Here is a 22967-nt window from a genome sequence, read left to right on the forward strand (position 1 = left end):
AAACCCAATTGTCGAGTAAAAAGCGGAAATTGTATAATAGCCATTCAATTTATTTTGGATGATTATATATTTACATCGTCAAAGCAGATAAATCATTTTAAAAAACTATTATCATGATAAAGTTAATTATTTCATTTCATCTATTTTTGGTTAGCTTTTGGGCATTTTTCCATACCAATAAATTAGAAAAACAGTCGTCTATTTCGGATATTACCATTTGTCATTCGAGTATAGAGGAAACATTGAATTATAATCCTGATGATTCAACAAAAGCCTACTCGATGCCTTTGCTTGCCCAAACACCCAAAGGAGATGTAATGCTTTCTTGGACAGAAAAAGACCCTCAAGGTGTTATTTCCTTTTGTCTTGCTTTTTCAAAAGATAAAGGAAAAACTTTTGGTGAAAAGAAAACAATCTATTCGGGTACAGGCATTAACAATAGCCGTATGATGCGTGCGAAAGTGCTTGCAAAGAGAGATGGTAGTTTTGTAGCTGTTTTCTCAAATAGAGGCGAAGGTGGTGGACGTTCCTCTAACATTGTCTATTGTGTTTCGAAAGATGGTGGCTCTACTTGGACATCCCCAGTTTCAGTAGATTCAGACCCAAAACAAGGCATTGTACGAGGTTTTTTTGATGCAATTGTGATGTCAAATGATGAAGTTGCTGTTGTTTATCTCAAAGATGTAGCCAATAGTACCAAGCACGAGGAAAGGGATTTACGCATGGTAACGACCAAAAATGGTTTGTTTTTACCTGAAAGAGTAATCGACCCTGTTGTGTGTGATTGCTGTCCAATCAATATGCTCATTGATGCTGATGGTGCTTTGAATGTGGTTTATCGTGATAACAACGATAATATCAGAGATATGGCAAAAATTGTTTCAACAGATAATGCAGAAACTTTTTCTAAATCTCAAATCTTATATAACGATCAATGGAAAATCAATGGCTGTCCACATAGTGGAGCTGTTTCCAGTATATCAGCTAAAAGTGCATTGTTTGCATGGTTTTCTGGTTCAGAAAAAGAATCAGGTATTAGATTAGTTACCAATGAAGGCAAGAAACTTCTTGTTTTGTCAGATGCGTCGGCAAAAAATCCCTATTTAATTGATGCACCCAAAACATCGCTTATGTTATGGGAGCAAAACGTCGGTGAAAACAATACCTCTAAAATTGCATACCGAAAAATCAATAATGGCAAAGTTTCTGAAACTGTTTGGTTGAATGATTCATCGAATGGAACAAACACCGTGGCTTTGGGACTTGGTAATCAAGTACTGGTCGCTTACGAAGTGAAACAAGCTAATAAAAAGAATAGTATCAAAATAAGTACCGTTAATCTGTAAATTAATTAATAACCTATTTTTTAAACAAAAAACATGAAAAAAACAGTCTTAGTATTCTCATTTATTATGGCATCTTTTGCTTCATTCGGCCAATGGGCAATTGATAAAGGGCATTCTAAATTTACATTCATTGCCGAACACCACGGTATTTCAGAAGTAGATGGGTACTTCAAGAAATTTGATGGAAAAATCACGGCTTCAAAAGATGATTTATCTGACGCAGTTTTTGAAATTACAATTGAGTCGGCCAGTATCAATACAGACCTTGATATGCGTGATAATCATCTGAAAAGTGAAGATATGTTTAATGTTGAGAAATTTCCTACGTTGACATTTAAAAGTACTTCTTTAAGTAAAATCAGTGGGAATAAATATAAAATGGTAGGTGATTTGACAATCAAAGGTGTGACAAAACCTGTAACTTTAGATGTTACGATGAACGGCCCAGCGGCACATCCAAACCCACAAAATAAGAAATTACAATTAGGGGTAAAAGCTACCACAACTATCAAAAGAAGTGATTTTGGCATCGGTGGAAAATTAGCAACCGTGATGGTTGGAGATGAAATCTCCATTCGTGCAACTGGGGAATTCCAAAAAAATTAATTTTTTTCTTTTTCTCCAATCTTGTTTACGAATTTTATTGCTAACTTAATTGTTTTCGTTTCTCAACCTCATAAATTCATAATAAATGAAAACATTTACTAAATTTTCGTTCATCGCATTTTTATTACTTTCTATCAATGCCATTGGACAAACTGACACCACCCAATTAATCAAAGATTGGAAAAGAGCGAAGGCTTATACCTTAGAATACCTTGAAACCATGCCTGAAGCTGGTTATGCATTAAAACCTACGCCTGATATGCGTTCGTTTGCTGAGCAAATGCTTCACTTGACAGATGGAAACTATGGTTTAACTTCTGCCGCTCTTGGAGTAAAAAGCCCAGTGGAAAGAGGTGCAAGTGAAAAAAGCACTGATAAGTCGAAAGCAAATACGATTAAACAAGTAATGGCTGGTTACGATTTTGTAATCGAAAGCATCAAGAAAGCAAATCCTGCTCAGTTGGGAGAAACAATTAAGATGTTTGGAAACAATGAAATGACAAGATTGACTGCCTTGGGTAAATGTTTTGAACATCAAACGCACCACCGTGGACAAACAACGGTATATATTCGTTTAGCAGGCACAAAACCTCCACAAGAAAAATTATTCTAATTTTTGGTCAAATACTAAAAGAGGAAACGTTGATTTATTTAACGTTTCCTCTTTTTTATTCTTTTAACAACAAATCAATTATAACTAAATGCCACTGGCAAAATATACATTTGTTTTGCAGGACGATTATGATGTTTGGCAGGTATCCATTTAGGCATTTCGCTCACCATTTTTATTACTTCGCCATCAAAAGCTTCTCCAAGAGATTCTTCGATTTTTGGCGAACTTATGGTTCCATCTTCTCCAACCCAAAAGCTTACAACTACTTTCCCAGCAATTTTATTTTTAATGGCATCAGCAGGATAATGTAAATTTTTCTTTAAATAATCTGCCATTAATAATTGTCCACCATTGAAGGAAGGCAATAAACGTTCTCCTAAACTTTTATTGATCAAAATACTTCCATCTTCATTAAAATACTCTTCTTTTACTCTATTTCCATTTTCGTAAGTTTCGATGCTACTTACCTGACCCGAAGGAAAATAGAACTTCCACTCTCCATTAGGAATATTTTCTTCATAAACTCCTTCATAATCAATGATTCCATTAGGTCTGAAAAACTTAAATCTACCCGTTCTTTCTTCTAATTTTAAATCTGAATAAGTACCTTCCATGCGAAGAAAACCATCAGCATAAAACTCAATAACATCCCAAAGACCTTTGGTATTTTGCTTTGAGATTTGAATAAATTTTGCTCCATCAAGTGATTTTAATTCTTCTCTATTGGCATTAAAATACTTTTTTGAAATATCCGCAGCCGTTAAATCTATTTGTAAATTTAACTTTTCTGAAGCTTTTGCATAGATTGGCGAACCGTCAGAAACTGAGGTTTGGGCATAAGTAGAAAGCCCGTAACATAAAATTACAGCAGGGGTCAAGACCTTTTTCATTTTTAATTCTTTTTGGGTGTATAATTCAACAAGTAAATTCTTATTGAAAAGAATTTCGGGACACAATTGTATCCGTTTAATAATTTTCAAATACCATGCCAAAAAGAAATTTAAGTCTCAACCGATTTTGGGCTTTATAAATAGGGAAAGAAAATAGAGAACTGGACGATTTATCAATATAAACAATTGACTATCAGCAACTTACAAGCAGAAACATACCATCAAATATGATGATCAAATTTGTTTAATTGCTTAGTAATGATTACATTATAAAAACACCAATAATTTGATCTTTATTTCGCTCTTAAAGTTATCACGATAGGCATCGTATATTTGGCTCTTACAAGCCGATTATGTGCTTTTGCAGGAGTCCATTTAGGCATCACATCTAAAACTTTAAAAGCAGCTTCATCTAAAGCACGATTAAGCGAAAGTTCAATCTTAGGATTTGTTAATGTCCCGTCAGTTTCAACATAAAATCCTATGGCCATTTTGCCAACTATTTTATTTTTAACAACTTCCTCTGGCAATTCAATTACTTTTTGTACAAACCGATCCATTTCTACCACACCACCCGGAAAACTTGGTTTTTCACGCACAGACAATGTAATATCTTTAAGTGCACTTCCATCTTCATTAAAATACGCAGCATCAACCAAAAGCCCATCTTCATATATTTCTCTGCCACTCAACAAACCATTGGGATGATAATAAAACCATTTACCATCTTGTACATCATTTTTGTACATTCCTTCATTATCAATGATAGTTCCATTGGCATAATACAAACGAAAGGGACCATTTTTTATATCATAAGCGGTATTGGTAACATATAATTCCATCGAAGGTTTTTTGTCCATTCGATATTCACAAACTTGATAGAGTTTCTCTGCCACTTGCTTAAATTCTCTATAAAAAGCTGCTTCTTGAATATTTTTTACTTCTTTCCGATTGATTCCGTAGTATTTTGTAAGAATTTGTTCGTTTGGATTGAACAATTTCTTTGGGGCATCGCTCCCCAAGATAAGTGTAGATGTAGGCAAAGCTGATGGAGATATTTGCCCATGTGCATAAGCACAACTAAAAAGTACACCGATAAAGGCAACACTTAATTGCTTCATAATTGTTATTGGGTCTTCTTGGGTTATTATTTCAATGATTTACAAATGTAAATCGAAGTTTTTATATTTTCAAAAATTTTTGAAAATATTTTTATAGAAAAAGGCCGTTCATTCCATCAAAAAGTTGAGAATGAACGGCCAAATTCGCAATAAACTTATTTTTTCAATAACTCAGGAAACTGTGCTTTCATTCGTTCAATTCGGGGGATTGAAACATTCTGCACATAAGGATTTTCAGGATGATTTCTTTCGTAGTCTTGATGATAGCCTTCTGCTTTCCAAAAAACTTTGAAAGGCACGATTTCAACAGCAATAGGCTTTTTGTATTTGCCCGAAGCATTTAGCTCATTTTTATAATTTTCTGCCAGTGTTTTTTCATTTTCATTTTGATAAAAAATTATCGAGCGATACGAATCTCCGTGGTCGGGGCCTTGTCCTTTTACTTGTGTTGGATCACATGAAGCAAAGTAAACTTTTAAAAGAGTGGCGTATGTAATGATTTTCGGGTCATACTGCACTTCTACCGACTCAGCGTGTCCAGTCGTTTCAGTATTTACATCTTCGTAGGTTGGATTTTTTGTATGTCCACCACTGTAACCCGAAACTGCTTCTTTCACCCCTTTTAGGTTTTCAAAAATTGCTTCAACACACCAGAAACATCCAGCAGCAAAATAGGCCTTTTCTAATGGTCCATAAACAGTTTTATCAACGATTTTTTCAGCGGGTTTGGTTGTGGTGCTACACGAAAGCACAGTAATAAAAACACCTAATATTAGACTCAAAAAAAATGGCTTGTTCATGGTTTGAAAAGTTTTTGTTAAAGAAAAGCGTGGCATACTTTGAAGCATGACACGCTCATATAATAAACGTTAAAATACTGTTTTTGGTTTGAATATAAAATCAATTTGTGAACAAAATAATATCTCTACCACAAAACATTTCTCATAACAAACTTTATTGAATTTCAACCACCTTAAACTCGGTGCGACGGTTGGTTTGGTGTTCGCTTTCTGTTTTTGCATTTGGTATTATCAAAACACTTTCGCCATAGCCTTTTGCTGATAATCTTTCACGAGAAATACCTTTACTGACAATATAATTAATAGCCGATTCTGCACGTTTTTGTGACAATCGAAGATTATAGACTTCAGTTGCACGAGCATCGGTGTGTGAGCCCAATTCAATTTTTATTTGTGGATTATCATTAAGTGTTTGCACCAATTTATCTAACTCTAAAGCTGCGTCTGGGCGTATATCCCATTTATCTAAATCATAATAAATATTATCAACACGGAAGGTTTTCCCTACAAAAACTTGGTCTATCACTATGGAAGTATAGAATGTAGTATCAGTAACTGGTTTCTTTAATAAAGATTGTGGAATAGCTCGTCCTGACATTGAAAAATCTTCTCGCTTGGCTAAAAAGTTCTTTTTATCTGCCAAAATAATATAATCACCATCTTCTTTCAGCGTAACAGGGCCAAAACGACCATTTTTACCAGTTGTAAACTCTGTAAGTAATTCTTGATTTTCAGCATTTAGAATTCTTACCCGTGAAGAATCAAGCGGAACACTTTCATTCGCATTATTTTGAGTATATATTGTTCCTTTCAAATAATAATTGACTGTTTTTATCGCTAAAGTTTTCGTTGTACTATCTGGGTCACTTGGTTTTGGAGCAAGCAATGGATTTTTCGATGGGTCATTTTCAGTTAAGTCAGTTTTTTGCGGAGCTTCATAATAATAAATATCATCATCCCCTATTCCCCCTGCCCTATTCGACGAAAAGAATACATCACCACGTTTGCTCATCACTAAGCCAAAATCATCCATATTTGAGTTGTAAGGAGTACCCATATTTTCAACCGTTACTTTTCCACCCGCACGCACAGCCAAGAAAAGGTCTAATTTTCCTAAGCCTGGGTGTCCGTCAGAAGCAAAATACAATTTCCCATCTTCCGATACATAGGGAAACATTTCATCTCCCGCAGTATTTATTTCTTTACCCATATTTGTCGGTGTGCCAAAACGCCCTGAAGCATCCATATTGACACGATAAAGATCGAGTCCACCTAAACCACCAGGACGATTGGAAGAAAAATATATCGTTTTGCCGTCACGAGAAAATGCTGGACTTCCATCCCAACTAGCTGAATCTGAGGCACTTACGTAACGTGGCTCTGTCCAACCACTCCCATCAACATAGCGACAAATGTATAAATCCATATCAGGCGAAAGATCTTTTCTCTTACCTGTATTTCCTCTTGCATAAATCATCGTTTTGCCATCTGGCGAGAAAGTTGGTGTACCTTCATTGCGTTCTTCATCAAAAACAGCATCGCTAAATTTCTCAATTTTACTCATTTCAGCAATAGTCTTATCGATTTTTACTTTGTAAAGACCTACATAAGGCAAGCCATTTGAGTAAGTTTTACTTTTGCGAGAAGCAGTAAAAATCAATTCATCACCACGCACCATTGGTGCAAATTCTGAGCCTTTGGTATTGACTTGCGAAAGGTTTTTAAACTCAACCGTATTTTGTTTTTTCTTAATTTCTTCAATTGTTTTTAGGGTATTTACTTCACGATATGCCTTCTCATTAAAAGCTTTTATGGTACTTTTTGAGTCAATAAATTGCTGTAATTCTTTCAAAGCCATGTCATAATTTCCTGCAGCTTTCAAAGCAAAAGCATAATGAAAATGTGCTTCAGGTGCAGATAGTTTTGCTTCAAATGCTTTTTCGTAATAAGGCACTGCCTCAACCCAGCGATTGGACAAACGATAAGATTCCGCAATTTTATGATACAAATTAGCTTTTTCACTTTCGGCAATATTCGTTACCTTCGCCAAATCTTTGATGGCTAAATCATATTGCCCTTTGTCAAAACTCGCAAGTCCACGTTTATAAAGTTGAATTTGCCCAAAAACAGTGTTTGAGAGAACTAAAAAGGCAATAATATTAAAAAATCGTTTCATTGTTTAATTTTTATGTTGAGACGAGCTATTTTCAGCCCTTCGTGGGTTAGAATATGAAAATATTATCTATAAAAGACTGATAATAAGCTATTTGTAAATCAAAATCTATCAAAAATAATTACTTCTCTGCTTGAATATCAGCACCAATTTATGAGATTAACCTAATAAGTCAAACGTTTTTTTAATAGAATTGTTGTATTTCTATAAAATGCTTTAAATTATGCCTTTAATCATCTCAGAAATCACTATTTATCCTATAAAATCTTTAGGGGGAATTTCACTCCAAAGTGTTATTGTTGAGGAGCGTGGACTCCAACATGACCGTCGTTGGGTACTTGCCGACGAAGAGAATCGTTTTATCACACAAAGAGAAAACGAACAAATGGCATTGATTGACGTAAGCATTGAATCTGATGGATTGCATGTGAGCCATCGTCTTAAAGAAAATACTCCGCTAACGGTTCCATTTTCACCACAAACATCTGACTATCAAAAAATCACCATTTGGGATGATATTGTAAATGCTGTGAGAGTAAGTGATGAAGTTGATGCTTGGTTTTCGGTGATTTTAGGTAAAAAATGTCATTTATTTTATCAGCCTGACGATTCTATTCGATTGACCGATCCACGTTATTCCATCACAAAAGAAGAGCATACGAGTTTTTCAGATGGCTATCCTATTCTAATTATCGGCCAGGCAAGTTTAGATAATTTGAATGAACGCTTGGATGAAAAGGTTGAAATGAAACGTTTTCGTCCAAATTTGGTTTTTTCAGGCGGTCAAGCACACGAAGAAGACGATTGGAAATATTTTACAGTGGGTGAAGCAAAATTAGTTGGCGTCAAGCCATGTGCCAGATGTGTGATGACGACCATCAACCCCGAAACGGCCGAAAAAGGAAAAGAGCCACTTAAAACTTTGAATCAATATCGTAATTTTGGTAATAAAATTTTATTTGGTCAAAATTTGTTAGTAGTGGAAACAGGAAAAATTTCTGTGGGAGACCTAATTAAGTTCTAAATGCTGAGTCTTGAGTTCTGAGTCTAAAAAAGGTTATTCATTCAATTATGAATAACAAAAACGAATGAGTAAATACAAAAATAATTTTCTAAAAAACCTCCATTATCTGAGTCTTGATGTGGTTGTGGGAGCTGTTATTAGCAGTTGGATGTTTTGGCAAATACCCGATGGGATGACAAAACCCAATTTGCCAGCTCTATTAATTTTAGGGATCTGCACTTGGATTATTTATATATTAGATCGTTTACTCGATAATATCAAATCTAACCCAAAAGATACTCGACATCAATTTCATTTTCAATATCAATACTATCTTCAAATAACAATCATTATACTTTTCATTATTGCTTTTATTTTAGTTTTCTTTTTACCCATTAGAGTTATTTACTTCGGAATTGGTTTGTCAGTTTTTCTAATAATTTACTTTATTATACTAAAGGAAACTTCGCAAAAAGCTAACTATCAGTATTTTAAAGAAATTTTTACGGCCATTCTTTATACACTATCAGTTGTCGGGAGTGCATTTAGTATGAAGCAAAATTTAGGGGTAATTGACTATTTAGTTGGTTTCAACTTCTTTTTGCTTGTACATCAAAGCATTTTGATCTTTTCATTTCATGAAGCAAAATTATATCCAGAAACAAAGAATTTAGCAAGCAAATTGGGTAGTAAAAATTGTACTTATCTAATCATAAGCATCTGTAGTTTCATTATCTTTTGTAATATTTTTGACGCTTCATTGATAACGAAGAAAGTACTATTTATCGAAACGCTCATGACAATTTGCTCGGTTTTGACTTATATTTTCCAAGCCAAACTTACCAAAAATGAAAGTTATCGCTGGATTGGCGAAATGGTGTTTTGGTTACCGATACTACTTATTTTCTTTTAAGTCTATCTTCGATTTTCTTAGATTTTACTTCTTTGTTTGTTTCTTCTTCTTTCTTTTCTTTCATAATCCTAAGTCCACGGCGATAGGTGTAATAGAAAAATCCTGCGACCGAAAACATTAAAAAGAAATAACTATCTTTGAGAGAAACATGCTTGTATAGTGCTTGGTCAACAAACATAATAAGTAATGCTAAACTTGCAAAAAGTATAAGAGATTCGATGAGTTTCATAATAGTAAGTCAATAGTCAACAAACGACGTTAGATAATTTTGTTGTTATATTTAAAATTTTAATGTGCTAATATTGAAATATCTTTAGCCTTTCGTCTATACACGATTGGCTAATTTTCCAATAATTTTAAACTTCTCAAAAACATTTTCATTGTGTGGAGCATCGCCAATTTCTTCGGTCAAATCTTGTCCTGCCCAATGCTCATAATGCTTTCCATTTCGCCACAATCTCGACTGAGTGACATCATAAATAATGCCTTTGTAGGCTACCCAAATATCATCTTTGTCTTGGCCATTTCTTAATGCAAGCTGATTTCTTGTATATTCTTTCAAAGTTTGATAATTATGTTAAATGCCGATTGAGTTGATGAAGTTATTAGAACTCAAATACTATTCATCTTATCATTTTTTTTATTTTATGACAAAGGTCGTAAAGTTTAACGGAAAATAAACAACAAAGTTTGGCACAAAATCGTTTTTCTTGAAAGCTTTAGCAACGTTTTCAAGAAAAAAAACGTCAATACTATTATACAAGATTTTTTTTTCTTTTATATTTAAACCATATTTGCTGACAATCTGTCAAACTGCCTATAAAACGGCTCTATATAGTTGTTTTAATTTTATCGTTAAACATTTTATTAATCATATATTTTCTATGAAAAAAATTGCCATACTCCTTGTCTCATTTAGTTTTTTTGCCCTTTCTTGTAAAGACAAAACTGTACCTGTTTCTGAAAAAATAAAAAAAACTTGGACAGCTAATATCGTTAAAGAAGGAAGTGCAACTGTTTATACCAAAGGAGCTGCATCTAATACCAAACCAGGGTATTCAAGTTTTACACTTAATTTACTTATTGCTCCTTCTGTTACTTTAAAAGAAGCCGATGGAAATACATTTACTGGTCAATATGAATTAGTTGGCGACACCCAATTGGTTTTAAAAAACTTAAACCCTGTTCCAACAGGTACAGGTGGAACAATTACCTTTACAATCAATTCGATAACAGATACTGAATTGAAAATAACTCGTACCACAGCCAGCCAAAAAACAGGTGGCACTATCAACGAGTATTCATTGGTAAATCCTTAATTTTCGCTGAAAATATTCATAAAAAGGTGAGCTGAAAAGTTCACCTTTTTTGTTTTTAACACATTATTTCAGATTCGTTAGTGAAAATCATAAAAATCATGGTTTATTTTGCATCATGGAAAGAACAGAACTTAATACTCTTGGCGAATTTGGCTTAATTGACCGAATCAGTTCAAAATTCACATCACAAAATCACGAAACAATCAAAGGCATTGGCGATGATGCAGCAGTGATTGATGTAGGTGATAAATTCATGCTTGTCTCGACAGATATGCTACTCGAAGGCATTCATTTCGACCTTTCTTATACACCTTTACGGCATTTGGGTTATAAAGCTGTGGCAGTAAATGTATCAGATATTGCGGCAATGAATGGCATCGCCAAACAAATAACTGTGAGCATCGGACTCAGTAATCGTATTTCAGTTGAAGCCATTGATGAACTTTATGAGGGAATTCGCTTCGCTTGTGAAGACTATAAAGTAGATTTAGTTGGAGGCGATACTGCTGCTTCTCGCTCTGGCTTTGTTATTTCAATAACAGCAACAGGTTTTGTTGAAAAAGACAAAATTGCTTATAGAAATGGAGCAAAACCAAACGATATTTTGTGCGTAACTGGTGACTTAGGTGCAGCTTATTTTGGCTTACAAGTATTAGAAAGAGAAAAGCAGGTTTATCTTGCCAACCCTGAAATGCAGCCAGAATTGCAAGAAAAAGAATATATCGTCGGAAAATTGCTTAAACCAGAAGCCCGAACTGATATAATTCATGAACTCAATGAATTGGGCGTTGTGCCAACTTCAATGATTGATATTTCAGATGGCTTAGCATCTGAACTCATGCACTTATGCACACAATCTGGCGTGGGTGCGATGGTTTTCGAAGACAAACTACCTATCGAAGACCAAACAATGCTTACTGCTACCGAATTTAATATTAGTCCAATCACTGCTGCCTTGAATGGCGGAGAAGATTATCAGCTTTTATTTACAGTAAAACAAGCTGATTTTGAGAAAATAAAGAATTTGTCAGATGTACTTCCTATTGGCTATATGACTGCTAATAAAACTGTTGAATTGGCTTTGACCAGTGGCGGAACTGCTGCTATCAAAGCACAAGGTTGGAATCATTTGGAGAAATAACTCATTGTCAAAACCTGCAAGTTTTTTTTAAACCTTACAGGTTTAAACCTACAAACCCATGCTAATAGTAGATGCTCATTTAGACATTGCGATGAATGCCATTGAGTGGAATCGTGATTATAGAAAACCAGTTTTCGAGATTCGAGAACGTGAAAAGGGAATGACCGACAAACCCGACCGTGGCAACGGTGTGGCTTCCCTTCCCGAACTTCGTAAAGGAAATATCGGTTTGGTAGTTGCTACGCAATTGGCTCGCTACGTAGCACCTGACAGTGTTTTACCAGGATATAATTCTCCCGAAATTGCTTGGGGAATTACACAAGCTCAATTAGCTTGGTATAAAGCAATGGAAGATTTGGGAGAAATGATTCAAATCACTGATTTACAAGCACTTGACAAGCATTTAGCACTTTGGAATGACGAAAGTATTGCCAATGAAACCAAACCTGTTGGTTATATTTTAAGTCTTGAAGGGGCCGATTCTTTGGTCAATCTTTCTTATTTAGAAAAAGCGTATGCTTATGGATTGCGTGCCTGTGGCCCAGCTCATTATGGGCCAGGACGTTATGCTCCAGGCACAACGATGTCAGGCGGTTTAACCAAAATGGGACGTGAATTGGTGCAGGAAATGGACAAACTCAATATGATTTTGGACGTTACGCACCTAACTGATGAAGGTTTTACAGAAGCATTGGATTTATTCAAAGGAAATGTGTGGGCAAGTCATCATAATTGCCGCTCATTGGTTGATTATCAAAGACAATTGACTGATGAACAAATCAAGATTTTGATTGACCGTGGGGCTGTCATTGGCGGAGTTTTGGATGCTTGGATGCTCGTTCCAAACTGGACAAGAGGAAAAGATACACCACAAGAACGAGGCGTTACGCTCAATAAATTGATTGATAATTACGACCATATTTGCCAAATTGCAGGAAATACTAACCATATTGCCATAGGCAGTGATTTGGATGGTTGTTTCGGTACAGAACAAACTCCAACCGACCTCGAAACTATTGCCGATTTGCAAAAATTGCAAGGTTTACTTGCCAAAAGAGGTTATTCTTCAACTGATATTGAGAATATTTTCCATGGTAATTGGTTGAGTTTTTTGAGAAAGGCTTGGAGCTAATCAGTATTAAAAAAAATCATAATTAAAAATCTTTAAACAGGCACTCCCCAATGAAAATCATCAAAATCCTTCTTTACATTATCGCAGTTTTTGCCTTTTTATTATTGGGTGCTTATTTTTTCTTGAATGAGAAATTGCCAATTGGTGAAAACCCTGCAAAAGCTGATGAGATGGCTAAAAATATGCAAACTGCTCTCAACAAAACTGCTTGGGATAGTACAAATGTAATAACTTGGGGATATAAAGGTGGGCATCAATATGTTTGGGATAAAAAAAATGAAATGGTGCAAATAACTTGGAATGAAAACAAAGTTTTGTTGAACCTCAAAGAGTGGAATAAAGGCAAAGCATATAAACAAGAAAAGGAAATTACCGATTCAGAAATAGATGTACTCAGAGGACAAGCATGGAAATTTTTCTGTAATGATTCTTTTTGGTTGATAGCTCCCTTTAAGGTTTTTGATGAAGGAACTACAAGAAAAATAGTAAAAACTGCCGATTCTGAAGCACTTTTGGTAACTTATGCTTCGGGAGGCGTCACTCCAGGTGATTCATATTTATGGTTTTTGGATAAAACTGGAGTACCATTAAAATATAAATTATGGGTAAAAATTATTCCCATCGGTGGTGTTGAAGCTACTTGGGAAAAGTGGACAAAAACTAAAACTGGTGTAAGCATGGCTACCCAACACAAACTTGGGCCAGTAACGATTGTCATCAATGACCTCAAAACTGGCTATGCTTTATCAGATATTGAGGCTAAAGAAAATTTATTTGAAGCTATCAAATAAATTTTTGTAAAAAAACTTTTACTTTAAAAATTCAAATTAATAAACCTTTTATATTTATGAAGAAAACTTTACTATGTATTGCTTCATTTAGTTGTTTTTCATTGACCTCTTTTGCCCAAACATTCATTCCTGCCTTTGATCGCTTCTCAGGAAAAGAAATAGCTTATATTTATCTTGAAAATGGGACAAAAGTAGAAGGTACAATTGATGACCTTGATCGCAAAAAAGGTCTCATTGAAGAAGTTACCATTTTGCCAACAGGACAAAAGAAAAAGAAAACTTTTGAGCCGAAAGACATCAAAACTATGTATTTGCCAGCAAGCGGTTTTAATAAATTAAACAGTCAGCTTGAACAATCATTTAATGCTCAAAAATGGAAAAGTAATGATGTGAATATGGACATTATCAATAAAGGTTATGGGTATTTTGAAAAAGTAAAAGTTAAAATCAAAAAAGATACCGAAGAACTATTGATGCAAATGGTAAACCCTTCGTTTTCGAGTAAAATCAAAGTTTTTCATGACCCATTGGCACAAGAATCAATGAGATTTGGTGTTGGTAGTCTCACATTGGCTGGCGGAGATGATAAATCATACTACGTACAAGTAGGTAATAATGTAGCCAAACGAATCAAGAAAAAAGAATATGACGACGAATATTTGAACCTTTATAAAAGTTGTCCTGAGCTATTAAAGAAAATCAAAGACGATCATCGTTGGGTAAATTTCGACAAGCATTTATTAGAATATACTACTTCATGCAAATAAGAAATTCTTAGACAAAAAAGCGAACCATTGATGTGGTTCGCTTTTTTGTTGCAAAAATCTACCAATTTTATACTTATATAGTTTTTTTTTTCAGTAAGATTAACTCTTCAACATTCACCAAAATTCAAAAAGTATTCTTGCTCAGAAATGTTTTGTGGATAAAACAAAAGCTTAATGATGAGGAAAAATGCCATTTTTTAAATCTTTTTGTTTTCACCAATAGTCTATACATTATGCCTTTAAGTATCTATTGTAAGTACATTAAGTTTTAGTATAATTTCTTGATGTAGTATTAATTTTTTTTTTGTTAAATTTGAATTCAATTATTCAACTCTATTTAAAATGCAAGATAAATCAACAACCAGAAGAAATTTTCTTAAAAGCTCGGCGATTGCTGCCAGTGGCTTTTTTATTGTACCAAGACATGTATTAGGTAAAGGCTTTATTGCTCCAAGCGATAAATTGAATATCGCTTCGATTGGAGCAGGAGGCAAGGGAGCATCAGATATTGCAAATGCTTATAATAATGGGGTAAACAATGTAGTAGCTCTCTGCGATGTTGACTTTGCCCGTGCAAAAGCAAGTGTTGATAAGTTCCCTAATGCAAAACGCTACAAAGATTTTAGAGTAATGTTGGAGGAAATGAAAGGCGATATTGATGCCGTAACCATTTCAACTCCTGATCACCAACATGCTGTAGCAGCAATGGCTGCTATGCAACTGGGCAAGCATGTTTATGTACAAAAACCATTAACACACGACATCTACGAAGCACGTACTCTGACTGAAGGTGCAAGAAAATACAAAATCGTGTCACAAATGGGAAATCAAGGTTCATCTAATCCTACACAAAAAATTATGATGGATTGGCTAGATAAAGGTTTGATTGGTAAAGTAAGCGATGTACATATTTGGACTAACCGCCCTGTTTGGCCACAAGGTTCCCCTGTTCCGACCGACAAACCGCCTTTGATTGAATCAATGACGCCCCAAGATTGGGATTTATGGGTAGGAACAGCTCAATGGGTTGATTATCACCCACTTTATCACCCATTCAAATGGCGTGGCTGGTGGAATTTCGGTACAGGTGCTTTAGGCGATATGGGTTGTCACTTGATTGACCCTGCTTTCAGAGTATTAGGTTTAGGCTATCCAACAGAAGTAGAATGTAGTGTTGGACAAGTATTTTTGAAAGATTGGCAAGCTGAATATAATCCAGAAGGCTGTCCTCCATCTTCAAATGTACAGTTGAAATTCCCAGCTACAAAGCGTAATAACTCACCAGTAACAATGACTTGGACTGATGGAGGTATCAGACCATTCCACCCAGAATGGATTCCTGCCAACGAACCATTAGCTGAAGCTGATAGTAGCAATGGTGTGTTGATGATTGGAACGAAAGGTGTAATGACTTGCGGAACCTACGGAAATACACCAAAAATTTACTTAAAAAATGGTGAAAAAATAGATACACCAAAACCAGATCCTGATTTTAAACCACTTCCTGAACACGGACATCAAGCATCGTGGGCTGAGGCTTGCAAAGCTGGCTTTGGCAGTGCTGCTCACAAAGCTTTATCTTCATCATTTGATTATTCAGGGCCTTTGACTGAAACGGTTATTATGGGTAATTTGGCGATTCGTAGTTATATGCTTAGAAAATCGAATGGCAAAAATGGTTTTAACTACGATGGTCGTAAAAAACTTATCTGGGATGGACCAAATATGCAAATTACAAACTTCGACGAAGCAAATCAATTTGTGAAACGTCAGTATCGTGAAGGTTGGAAACTTGTTTAGTTCTGAGTTTAGAGTGCTGAGTTCTGAGTCGTTTTTCAACTCAGAACTCATTTTTTATAGCTTACTCATTAGTTCAAAATCTCTAACTTTGGTCAAATACAGGTAATTTAATAATAGAGCATTCGTATTATTAATCAATCGGTGTCCTTCTAAAAATGGTACTACGTGTGTTGTGATTCGCTCAAACTCATATTCAGTACCCATTTCTTTGTTATTCATAGCGGCTATTTCTTCGCCCGTCATTTCTATTTCACATCCATACAAATAAACGGCCTCATCGCTTGTACCTGTTGCTGGAAAAGTTCTTTTTCCTGACAAATCCATGAGCTGATTCTCTGAAATTTCTAATCCTGTCTCTTCTCTAACTTCTTGCACGGCAATAGCCAATGGAGTCATTGTGCCATCAACCATTCCAGCAGGGTGTTCGTAGGTAAATCCTCCTTCGGCAATTCTACGTTGTTTGACTAAAAGTAAGTACTTTTCTCTGGTAGCTTTATCAACTAAGCAAATCAAAACACATACTACTTCGCCTTTAAGAAAACATATTGGTGGAATTTTATCGCCTTCAGGTGTTTCGGCATCAAGCATAAGAAGCGAAAAAAGCACTTCCCCATTGTAACGTCGGCGAGTAAAATGTTCGTCTATCTTATTGATTTTCAAACCATTGGCTATTAAATTATTTTTCCAAAGTTTAAATTTGTGTGCATCTTCGAGTTTTTCTTGCATGAGTGAGGCTAATTTTTCTGATGTTTTTTTTCACAAAGATAAGCTCACTTGCTAAATTATTGCAATAAACCTGCACTCCATTGTAAAGAGTAAATAGTTTTATAATATTTGGTTTTCAATTCTACCAATTTCTCTAAAGCATCCAAAGCTTTATTTTCTCGACTATTGACTAAAAAAAGTGAACTTTCTCCATTCAAAAGTTTGGTTTCTTCAGCTCGAACTAAAGCTTGATAATTGCTATAATTATTACTTTGCAGAGCTATTTGAGCCTTTAAATTCAAAAATTCATTATAATAACTCTTTACTTTTAATGCAATTTGCAGCTTTTTTTGATTTTGGTCGAGGGTTGTTTCTTCGATTTTAAGTTTTGCTTTTTTGTATTCACCTCGCCCTTGAGAAAAGCGTAGCGGAACTTCCATTTTTAAGCCATACTGAAAATTATTCTGAAATAATGGTCCTGCCGAAGCTGTTTCTAAAAAATTAAATCCTTTATTTAACTGATTATATCGGAAATCAATTTTGGGTAATAATTCCTGAAATTTCAGTTTCTTATCTATGCCCAAAACATCTAATTTGAAATCATATAATCTTAAATCTGGATGATTATTTTCTGCCAAAGTAAGCAAATCTGGCAAGATTAGATTGAAATTTAGAATATTCGTTTCGTTTTCCCATCCATCTTGCGGAATTACAGTTTCGGGCAACATATATGGTTCATTATTGCTTTTCCATAAATAGGCCGAAAGTTGTAAACCTGCATTTTGAAATTCTACCCAATGTTGGTTTTGTTGGTATTGAAAACTCTGTAATTGTGCCACTGCTTCGACAGTATCGATGGCAGCTCGTTCACCATTAATAAATGACTTTTTGACAAATTCTACCCGTTTTTGGTTAATTTCGACATTATTCCGAACAACTACAAAGGTTTGATATGCTTTTACCCAATTCCAATAAGATTCAACGGCACTCATCAATAAATCATTAATTATAGCACGCTGCTCGACTTCGGCCATCGTATTGAATATTTTTGCTTGCTGCAAAAATGCCCTTCTCTTATCAATCACTAAATTCTTTGCTAATGGAATACTTACACCTAAATAACTGGTTTTTCCAGCAGTTGAAGAAGGATCAAGGCGATTTCCCGTCAAGTTTTCTAAACCACCCGATAATTCAATGCCATACCAAGTCGGAATCTTTATTTCTGGTAAAAAATCGTTGTAATAATTAGTACCACTGAAAGTTTTACTGGCTACGTAATTACTCAAAATCGGGTCAAAAGCTCCACGGGCTACAGTAATTTCGGCTTTTGATTTCTCGATTTCGATACTCGTTTGCTTTACAATGGGGTGATACTCCCTTACCAAAGCCAAAACTTGCTCAGCATTTAAAGTTTTGATCGCATCCTGAGCTTGGCTACTAAGTGCGATAAACCACATGAAATATATTAAAAACTGTTTTTTTAGCATAGAATTTATTTGGTTTTTGCTTTGTCACCATCTTTCGATATTGGCTCTTCTAAAGTGTAATAATCGGGTGGAAAGCCATTGATATTTCGCCATAACTCGTACCAAATCGGCACATCTTTTAGCAATGAAATTGCCGAAGCTCCACTACCAATTTTGATTTGGGCTGGCCATTGTCTATCTGTGGTGTCTTCAGCAACCAACACTCTAAATAAGCCATTTGGACTAATATTATTCTCAAAAGCTACGATTTTACCACCAAAAGTACCATAACTGGTATTGGGCCAACCACTAAAAACGATTGCAGGAAAACCATCAAACATAAACCTTACTTTTTGCCCAACATTTATCAGCGGTAAGTCCACTGGACGAACATACATTTCAACGGCATAATTCACACGTGTTGGTACAATGACCACGATGCGTTCGCCATCTTTTAAAATTTCACCAATACCTGATTTTTTTGCTTGAATGATTTGTCCATCTTGCGGAGCAAGAATCACATACATTCCGTTACGTATTGTATAGTTGGTTACTTGGTTTTCGAGTTTTGCCACATCGCCTTGTCCAGTGGCTATTTGGCTCATACTTTGAAATCTTTCACCTTCAGCTTTGCTTATTTTCTCTGTATATTCCTGTTCAACACTATTTTGCTCAATTTTCACATTGGTCACTTCTTGTTGGGTTTGAGCCAATTTGTTTTCTACCATTATCTTCTTAGCAAGGGCATTCTGATAAGACAAATTGCGTTGCTGTAATTGAGTCTGTGATACCAACCCATCATCAAACATTTTCTGTTGTCTCTCGTACTGGTCTTTTGCCAAAACAAACTCGTTGTTTGCTGCTTGTAGCTCGGCACGTTCGCCAGCAAGCTTATTATCCAATTGCCTTAATTTGTTATTAAGTTGCTCAATTTTTAGTTTTTTTGCACTATTCAATGCTTCAATTTGAGAGGCAACTGTCGCAATTTTACTTTGGTAATAGTTGATTGTTCCTTTCTTGGCTTCAACTTGTTGTTGTGTTCGGCCAACTAAGTTTGGATCTAGATAATCTTCTTTTATTTCAGAAATTTGTAAGATTGTATCACCTTTTTTTACAAAATCACCTTCTTTTACCCACCATTTCATGATTTTTCCAGGAATCGGAGAGTTTATATCTTGCGGGCGTTGCTCTTGATATAGCGTTGTGATGGTGCCTTTTGCCTTAATATTTTGAGTCCACGGTAAAAAAAGTATCACCGCCAAAAACAGCATGATACCCGTAAACCAATATTTTACTGTACTTTGTCTATCGCTGCGATAAACATTGTCGAATGATTGTATTTTATATTTCATAATATCCTTAACCGACCCATCGGACTGCCCTAATGGAGGATTTTTTTAGCTGTATATTTTATACTATTTTCCCATTTTCTAAATGAAAATGATAATCACATTTTTGAGCAAAAGCTTCATCATTGCTTACTACTATGATTGTGGTGTTGGGAACCATATTTAGTAAATGATTAATCATCTTTTCTTTTTCAGTTTCTTCCAACCCTTGCCATGGTTCTTCTAAAAGCAACAAATTCGGTTCATTAGCAAATGCTCTCAGCAACAAGATTTTTTTCACAATGGTACTGGGCAATTTTTTTCCTGCTGAATCTATTTGGGTTTCAAATCCTTGCTGTAAGGTGTCCAAATAACTCTGAATACCGAGATTTTCAGCTATTTTAGTTACATTCTCAGGTACAATCTTATATCTGTTCAAACTAATATTTTCCCAAACTGTACCTCTAAAAATATCTTGTTGATTGAGATATATGCCAATTTTGTTGCGTAAAGTTTCCAATTGATAATTACCGATAGGAATATTATTGATGAGAATTGACCCAGAAAAGTCACTAAAATTGCCACTTATAACCCTCAAAAGTGAAGATTTACCCGAACCTTCATGCCCCGAAATACATACTTTACTATTGGCAGGAATTGTCAGATTAATATTAGTGAGAGCTTTTTTACCATCAAGGTATTGAAAATTAAAATCTGATATTTTGATACTTACTCCATTATTTAAGGTATTCAAAGGCAAAGTACCTTCTTTTTCTAAGGGAGTTTCAGTTACAGAAGCTAATTTCTCTAAACCTGTAATTACGTCATAAACACTATCTAAGCTTCCTATTAGCTTCTCAACAGCAGCAATCACACTCAAAATAACGATTTCAGCAGCAATAAACTCCCCAATATTTAATTGTTGGCTCAGCAATAAATAGGTACCAACGGTGAGCATCGTAGTGGTAATTGCCACTTTAAAAAACACTAAAGTCCGGTATTGAACTAAGAGTACATTGAAATGTGCCGTACGTGCTTTGAGATAACCTAATACATTTTTATCAGTTTTCTGTAAGTTTAAGTGTGTCCCTTGGCTAAACTTGAAAGATTTGATTACCCTCGCAATTTCCTCCAGCCAAGCTACCACTTCATATTTATAGGCACTCTCTTCCAAACTCGTTGACCATCCTTTTTTACTTGTAAAACTCAGAATAAACCACAAAATAAACAATAGTAAAAGTCCAAAAACAATGAATATTGGATGGTATAATGACAATAAAACAAGACCAAAAATGATTTGAATACTGGCTATAGGAATATCTAATAAGAGTTTTGAGATACCTTTTTGTACATTTAATGTATCAAAAAAGCGATTGACTTTTTCTGGCAAATAATAGTTATCTACTTTTTTTAAATCGAATCGTGGAATGGTTTCGGCAAACTCGAAAGCATATCGAGTAAAAATATTTTGCTGAATCTTCTCAATAATCTTCATTTGGTTCATTTGCATAATACCCACCATCAGTACACCAAGCACAACCACAAAAATTAGAACATAAATAGATGTAACCATCGAAGCCCCCAACACAAAACCAATGATTGCTTGAACACCAATTGGCACACTCAGTTGCACTAATCCACTCAATATTGCATAAAAGTAGATTGATGTAATTTCTTTCTTTTCGATATAGATTAAATCCCAAAGTCGCTTGATTGGATTTGTTTTTTCTGCCATATTATTTTTATTTGTTGATACAAAGATACGAACACTTTTCTATATAATAGTATTACTATCACATTCTAATGTAATTCTAATGTAAATAAATATATTACTATTATTAACAAAACATTTACTACTTTTGCCAAAAAATATTGTAAGGATGGATTTTCATGTAACATTTAAGGTAAACGAAAAGATTTATTTACGTGACCCCGAAAGTAGCGAGCTAGGTAAGCAAATAGTAAAAAATGCCATTGACCTCATCTATGAGCTTGGTTTTGAGCATTTTACATTCAAAAAGTTAGCTGTGGAAATGAAAACCACTGAGGCTACAATTTACCGCTATTTTGAAAATAAACACCGTCTATTACTTTATATTTTAAATTGGTATTGGTCGTATATGGAGTTTTTAGTATTATTTCAGCTACAAAATGTAAATGATACTAAAGCAAAATTAAAAGCAATTATTCAATTGCTTACGCATGAATTGCCTGAAAGTGTAGGCAAACTCGATTATAATAAGAAGTTTTTGAACCAAATTGTTATTACCGAAAGTAGCAAAGTTTATTTGGTAAAAGAAGTTTCCGAAATAAATAAAAATGAAGTTTTTAAACCTTATAAAGATTTATGTGCAAAGATTGGAGAGGTCATAAGTGCATACAACTCAAACTATCAATATCCAAAGTCATTGAGCAGTACACTTATTGAAACGGCACATCACCAGCAATTTTTCAGTGATTTTTTACCAAAACTTACCGATATAAATACCGAAAATAGCAAAGAATTTACCACTAATTACTTAGAAGATTTGCTTTTTAAGGTTTTGGGTTAAATCTACCAAAAAAGCGAAAAAAAAGAATATATTTTTCTTTGTTTTCGCTCAAAAATATTACTTGGCACGCATTCGATTATTCTTTGGATTATGCTCTAATTCTACTAAGCCTAAGGCTTCCATTAAAGGCGGCACATACATTCCAAAACGCCCACGAAAGCCTTTTTTCAAGCCATACCAACCACCAACGGGATTCGACTCCGAGCGTCCCCATGCCTCAACTGTACCTTCTTTGGCTGGCTTTTGCTCATCAGCCGAGCCAAGTTCCATCCAATCACCGTACTGCTTGAGCATTTCGTGCAAATCATGGATACAACGAATATCATAATGCAAAATCGTTGAGCCAACCGTGCAAACCAAAATTTCTTTACCATCTTTTTCGGCTACGTGCATGGTGTATGACGATGTTAAAGGCGGCGTTTTTAATGCCATTGGGCTTTCTTTTGTTCCGATTTGGTCTTTCATTTTCTTCGATATTTAATGAACTATTTCCCTTTAATC

23 protein-coding genes are annotated in these 22967 nt (G+C 34.9%); 12 read left to right on the top strand and 11 right to left on the bottom strand.

What is annotated here, in order from left to right:
• Positions 1 to 113: 113 nt before the first annotated feature.
• From ACQUQZ_RS18285 to ACQUQZ_RS18295, 3 genes are all read left to right on the top strand, one after another.
• Positions 114 to 1346, top strand: coding sequence for a sialidase family protein (locus ACQUQZ_RS18285; RefSeq protein WP_435356529.1), 1233 nt, complete (start codon positions 114 to 116; stop codon positions 1344 to 1346).
• Positions 1347 to 1379: 33 nt separating this feature from the next.
• A complete protein-coding gene (locus ACQUQZ_RS18290) occupies positions 1380 to 1952 on the top strand; it encodes a YceI family protein (protein ID WP_435356530.1) in 573 nt (190 codons plus the stop codon).
• Between the two features lie 85 nt (positions 1953 to 2037).
• Positions 2038 to 2565, top strand: a complete 528-nt coding sequence (locus ACQUQZ_RS18295; protein ID WP_435356531.1) for a DinB family protein — start codon at positions 2038 to 2040, stop codon at positions 2563 to 2565.
• 74 nt (positions 2566 to 2639) lie between these two features.
• Here ACQUQZ_RS18295 and ACQUQZ_RS18300 read toward each other — a convergent pair whose 3' ends face one another.
• The 4 genes from ACQUQZ_RS18300 to ACQUQZ_RS18315 all read right to left on the bottom strand — a co-directional run bounded on the left by ACQUQZ_RS18300 (position 2640) and on the right by ACQUQZ_RS18315 (position 7552).
• Positions 2640 to 3455, bottom strand: coding sequence for a TonB family protein (locus ACQUQZ_RS18300; RefSeq protein ID WP_435356532.1), 816 nt, complete (start codon positions 3453 to 3455; stop codon positions 2640 to 2642).
• Between the two features lie 293 nt (positions 3456 to 3748).
• Positions 3749 to 4576, bottom strand: coding sequence for an energy transducer TonB (locus ACQUQZ_RS18305; protein ID WP_435356533.1), 828 nt, complete (start codon positions 4574 to 4576; stop codon positions 3749 to 3751).
• Between the two features lie 155 nt (positions 4577 to 4731).
• Positions 4732 to 5376 carry a peptide-methionine (S)-S-oxide reductase MsrA gene (gene msrA, locus ACQUQZ_RS18310; protein ID WP_435356534.1) on the bottom strand — a complete coding sequence of 215 codons (645 nt, stop codon included), beginning with the start codon at positions 5374 to 5376 and terminating at the stop codon, positions 4732 to 4734.
• Positions 5377 to 5530: 154 nt separating this feature from the next.
• Positions 5531 to 7552 carry an OmpA family protein gene (locus tag ACQUQZ_RS18315; RefSeq protein ID WP_435356535.1) on the bottom strand — a complete coding sequence of 674 codons (2022 nt, stop codon included), beginning with the start codon at positions 7550 to 7552 and terminating at the stop codon, positions 5531 to 5533.
• A gap of 220 nt (positions 7553 to 7772) precedes the next feature.
• Between ACQUQZ_RS18315 and ACQUQZ_RS18320 the strand changes: the two genes are divergently transcribed.
• The gene (locus tag ACQUQZ_RS18320) at positions 7773 to 8573 is read left to right on the top strand and encodes an MOSC domain-containing protein (RefSeq protein ID WP_435356536.1); all 801 of its coding nucleotides are present in this window, start codon (positions 7773 to 7775) and stop codon (positions 8571 to 8573) included.
• A gap of 64 nt (positions 8574 to 8637) precedes the next feature.
• On the top strand, positions 8638 to 9465 hold the full coding sequence (locus tag ACQUQZ_RS18325; protein ID WP_435356537.1) for a hypothetical protein: 828 nt from the start codon (positions 8638 to 8640) through the stop codon (positions 9463 to 9465).
• Here the strand turns inward: ACQUQZ_RS18325 and ACQUQZ_RS18330 are convergent.
• The gene (locus tag ACQUQZ_RS18330; RefSeq protein ID WP_435356538.1) at positions 9452 to 9694 is read right to left on the bottom strand and encodes a hypothetical protein; all 243 of its coding nucleotides are present in this window, start codon (positions 9692 to 9694) and stop codon (positions 9452 to 9454) included. The genes ACQUQZ_RS18325 and ACQUQZ_RS18330 overlap by 14 nt on opposite strands.
• 96 nt (positions 9695 to 9790) lie before the next feature.
• Positions 9791 to 10027, bottom strand: a complete 237-nt coding sequence (locus ACQUQZ_RS18335; protein ID WP_435356539.1) for a cytochrome b5 domain-containing protein — start codon at positions 10025 to 10027, stop codon at positions 9791 to 9793.
• 322 nt (positions 10028 to 10349) lie between these two features.
• On the opposite strand from ACQUQZ_RS18335, the gene ACQUQZ_RS18340 reads away from it, so the two are divergent.
• The 6 genes from ACQUQZ_RS18340 (at position 10350) to ACQUQZ_RS18365 (ending at position 16415) form a co-directional block, all read left to right on the top strand.
• The gene (locus ACQUQZ_RS18340; protein ID WP_435356540.1) at positions 10350 to 10784 is read left to right on the top strand and encodes a hypothetical protein; all 435 of its coding nucleotides are present in this window, start codon (positions 10350 to 10352) and stop codon (positions 10782 to 10784) included.
• Positions 10785 to 10899: 115 nt separating this feature from the next.
• The gene (gene thiL, locus ACQUQZ_RS18345) at positions 10900 to 11925 is read left to right on the top strand and encodes a thiamine-phosphate kinase (RefSeq protein ID WP_435356541.1); all 1026 of its coding nucleotides are present in this window, start codon (positions 10900 to 10902) and stop codon (positions 11923 to 11925) included.
• A gap of 58 nt (positions 11926 to 11983) precedes the next feature.
• Positions 11984 to 13057 carry a dipeptidase gene (locus tag ACQUQZ_RS18350; protein WP_435356542.1) on the top strand — a complete coding sequence of 358 codons (1074 nt, stop codon included), beginning with the start codon at positions 11984 to 11986 and terminating at the stop codon, positions 13055 to 13057.
• Between the two features lie 50 nt (positions 13058 to 13107).
• The gene (locus tag ACQUQZ_RS18355; RefSeq protein ID WP_435356543.1) at positions 13108 to 13848 is read left to right on the top strand and encodes a hypothetical protein; all 741 of its coding nucleotides are present in this window, start codon (positions 13108 to 13110) and stop codon (positions 13846 to 13848) included.
• 56 nt (positions 13849 to 13904) lie between these two features.
• Positions 13905 to 14615, top strand: coding sequence for a hypothetical protein (locus tag ACQUQZ_RS18360; protein ID WP_435356544.1), 711 nt, complete (start codon positions 13905 to 13907; stop codon positions 14613 to 14615).
• A 342-nt stretch (positions 14616 to 14957) separates the two neighbouring features.
• Positions 14958 to 16415 carry a Gfo/Idh/MocA family protein gene (locus tag ACQUQZ_RS18365; protein ID WP_435356545.1) on the top strand — a complete coding sequence of 486 codons (1458 nt, stop codon included), beginning with the start codon at positions 14958 to 14960 and terminating at the stop codon, positions 16413 to 16415.
• Positions 16416 to 16469: 54 nt separating this feature from the next.
• Here the strand turns inward: ACQUQZ_RS18365 and ACQUQZ_RS18370 are convergent, their stop codons facing one another.
• Genes ACQUQZ_RS18370 through ACQUQZ_RS18385 form a run of 4 tightly spaced genes read right to left on the bottom strand, consistent with a single transcriptional unit; the run spans position 16470 to position 21649 of the window.
• Positions 16470 to 17141 carry an NUDIX domain-containing protein gene (locus tag ACQUQZ_RS18370; protein WP_435356546.1) on the bottom strand — a complete coding sequence of 224 codons (672 nt, stop codon included), beginning with the start codon at positions 17139 to 17141 and terminating at the stop codon, positions 16470 to 16472.
• 56 nt (positions 17142 to 17197) lie between these two features.
• Positions 17198 to 18607, bottom strand: a complete 1410-nt coding sequence (locus tag ACQUQZ_RS18375) for a TolC family protein (protein ID WP_435356547.1) — start codon at positions 18605 to 18607, stop codon at positions 17198 to 17200.
• A 5-nt stretch (positions 18608 to 18612) separates the two neighbouring features.
• Positions 18613 to 19938, bottom strand: a complete 1326-nt coding sequence (locus ACQUQZ_RS18380; RefSeq protein ID WP_435356548.1) for an HlyD family secretion protein — start codon at positions 19936 to 19938, stop codon at positions 18613 to 18615.
• A gap of 58 nt (positions 19939 to 19996) precedes the next feature.
• Complete coding sequence (locus tag ACQUQZ_RS18385; RefSeq protein ID WP_435356549.1) at positions 19997 to 21649, bottom strand: peptidase domain-containing ABC transporter; 1653 nt, start codon at positions 21647 to 21649, stop codon at positions 19997 to 19999.
• A gap of 124 nt (positions 21650 to 21773) precedes the next feature.
• Between ACQUQZ_RS18385 and ACQUQZ_RS18390 the strand changes: the two genes are divergently transcribed.
• Positions 21774 to 22466: a TetR/AcrR family transcriptional regulator gene (locus tag ACQUQZ_RS18390; protein ID WP_435356550.1), complete on the top strand. Its 693-nt coding sequence runs from the start codon at positions 21774 to 21776 to the stop codon at positions 22464 to 22466.
• 57 nt (positions 22467 to 22523) lie between these two features.
• Here ACQUQZ_RS18390 and ACQUQZ_RS18395 read toward each other — a convergent pair whose 3' ends face one another.
• A complete protein-coding gene (locus ACQUQZ_RS18395) occupies positions 22524 to 22931 on the bottom strand; it encodes a DUF6855 family protein (RefSeq protein WP_435356551.1) in 408 nt (135 codons plus the stop codon).
• Positions 22932 to 22967: the final 36 nt, after the last annotated feature.

The organism is Emticicia sp. SJ17W-69, from assembly GCF_051209875.1.
GTDB lineage: Bacteria > Bacteroidota > Bacteroidia > Cytophagales > Spirosomataceae > Emticicia.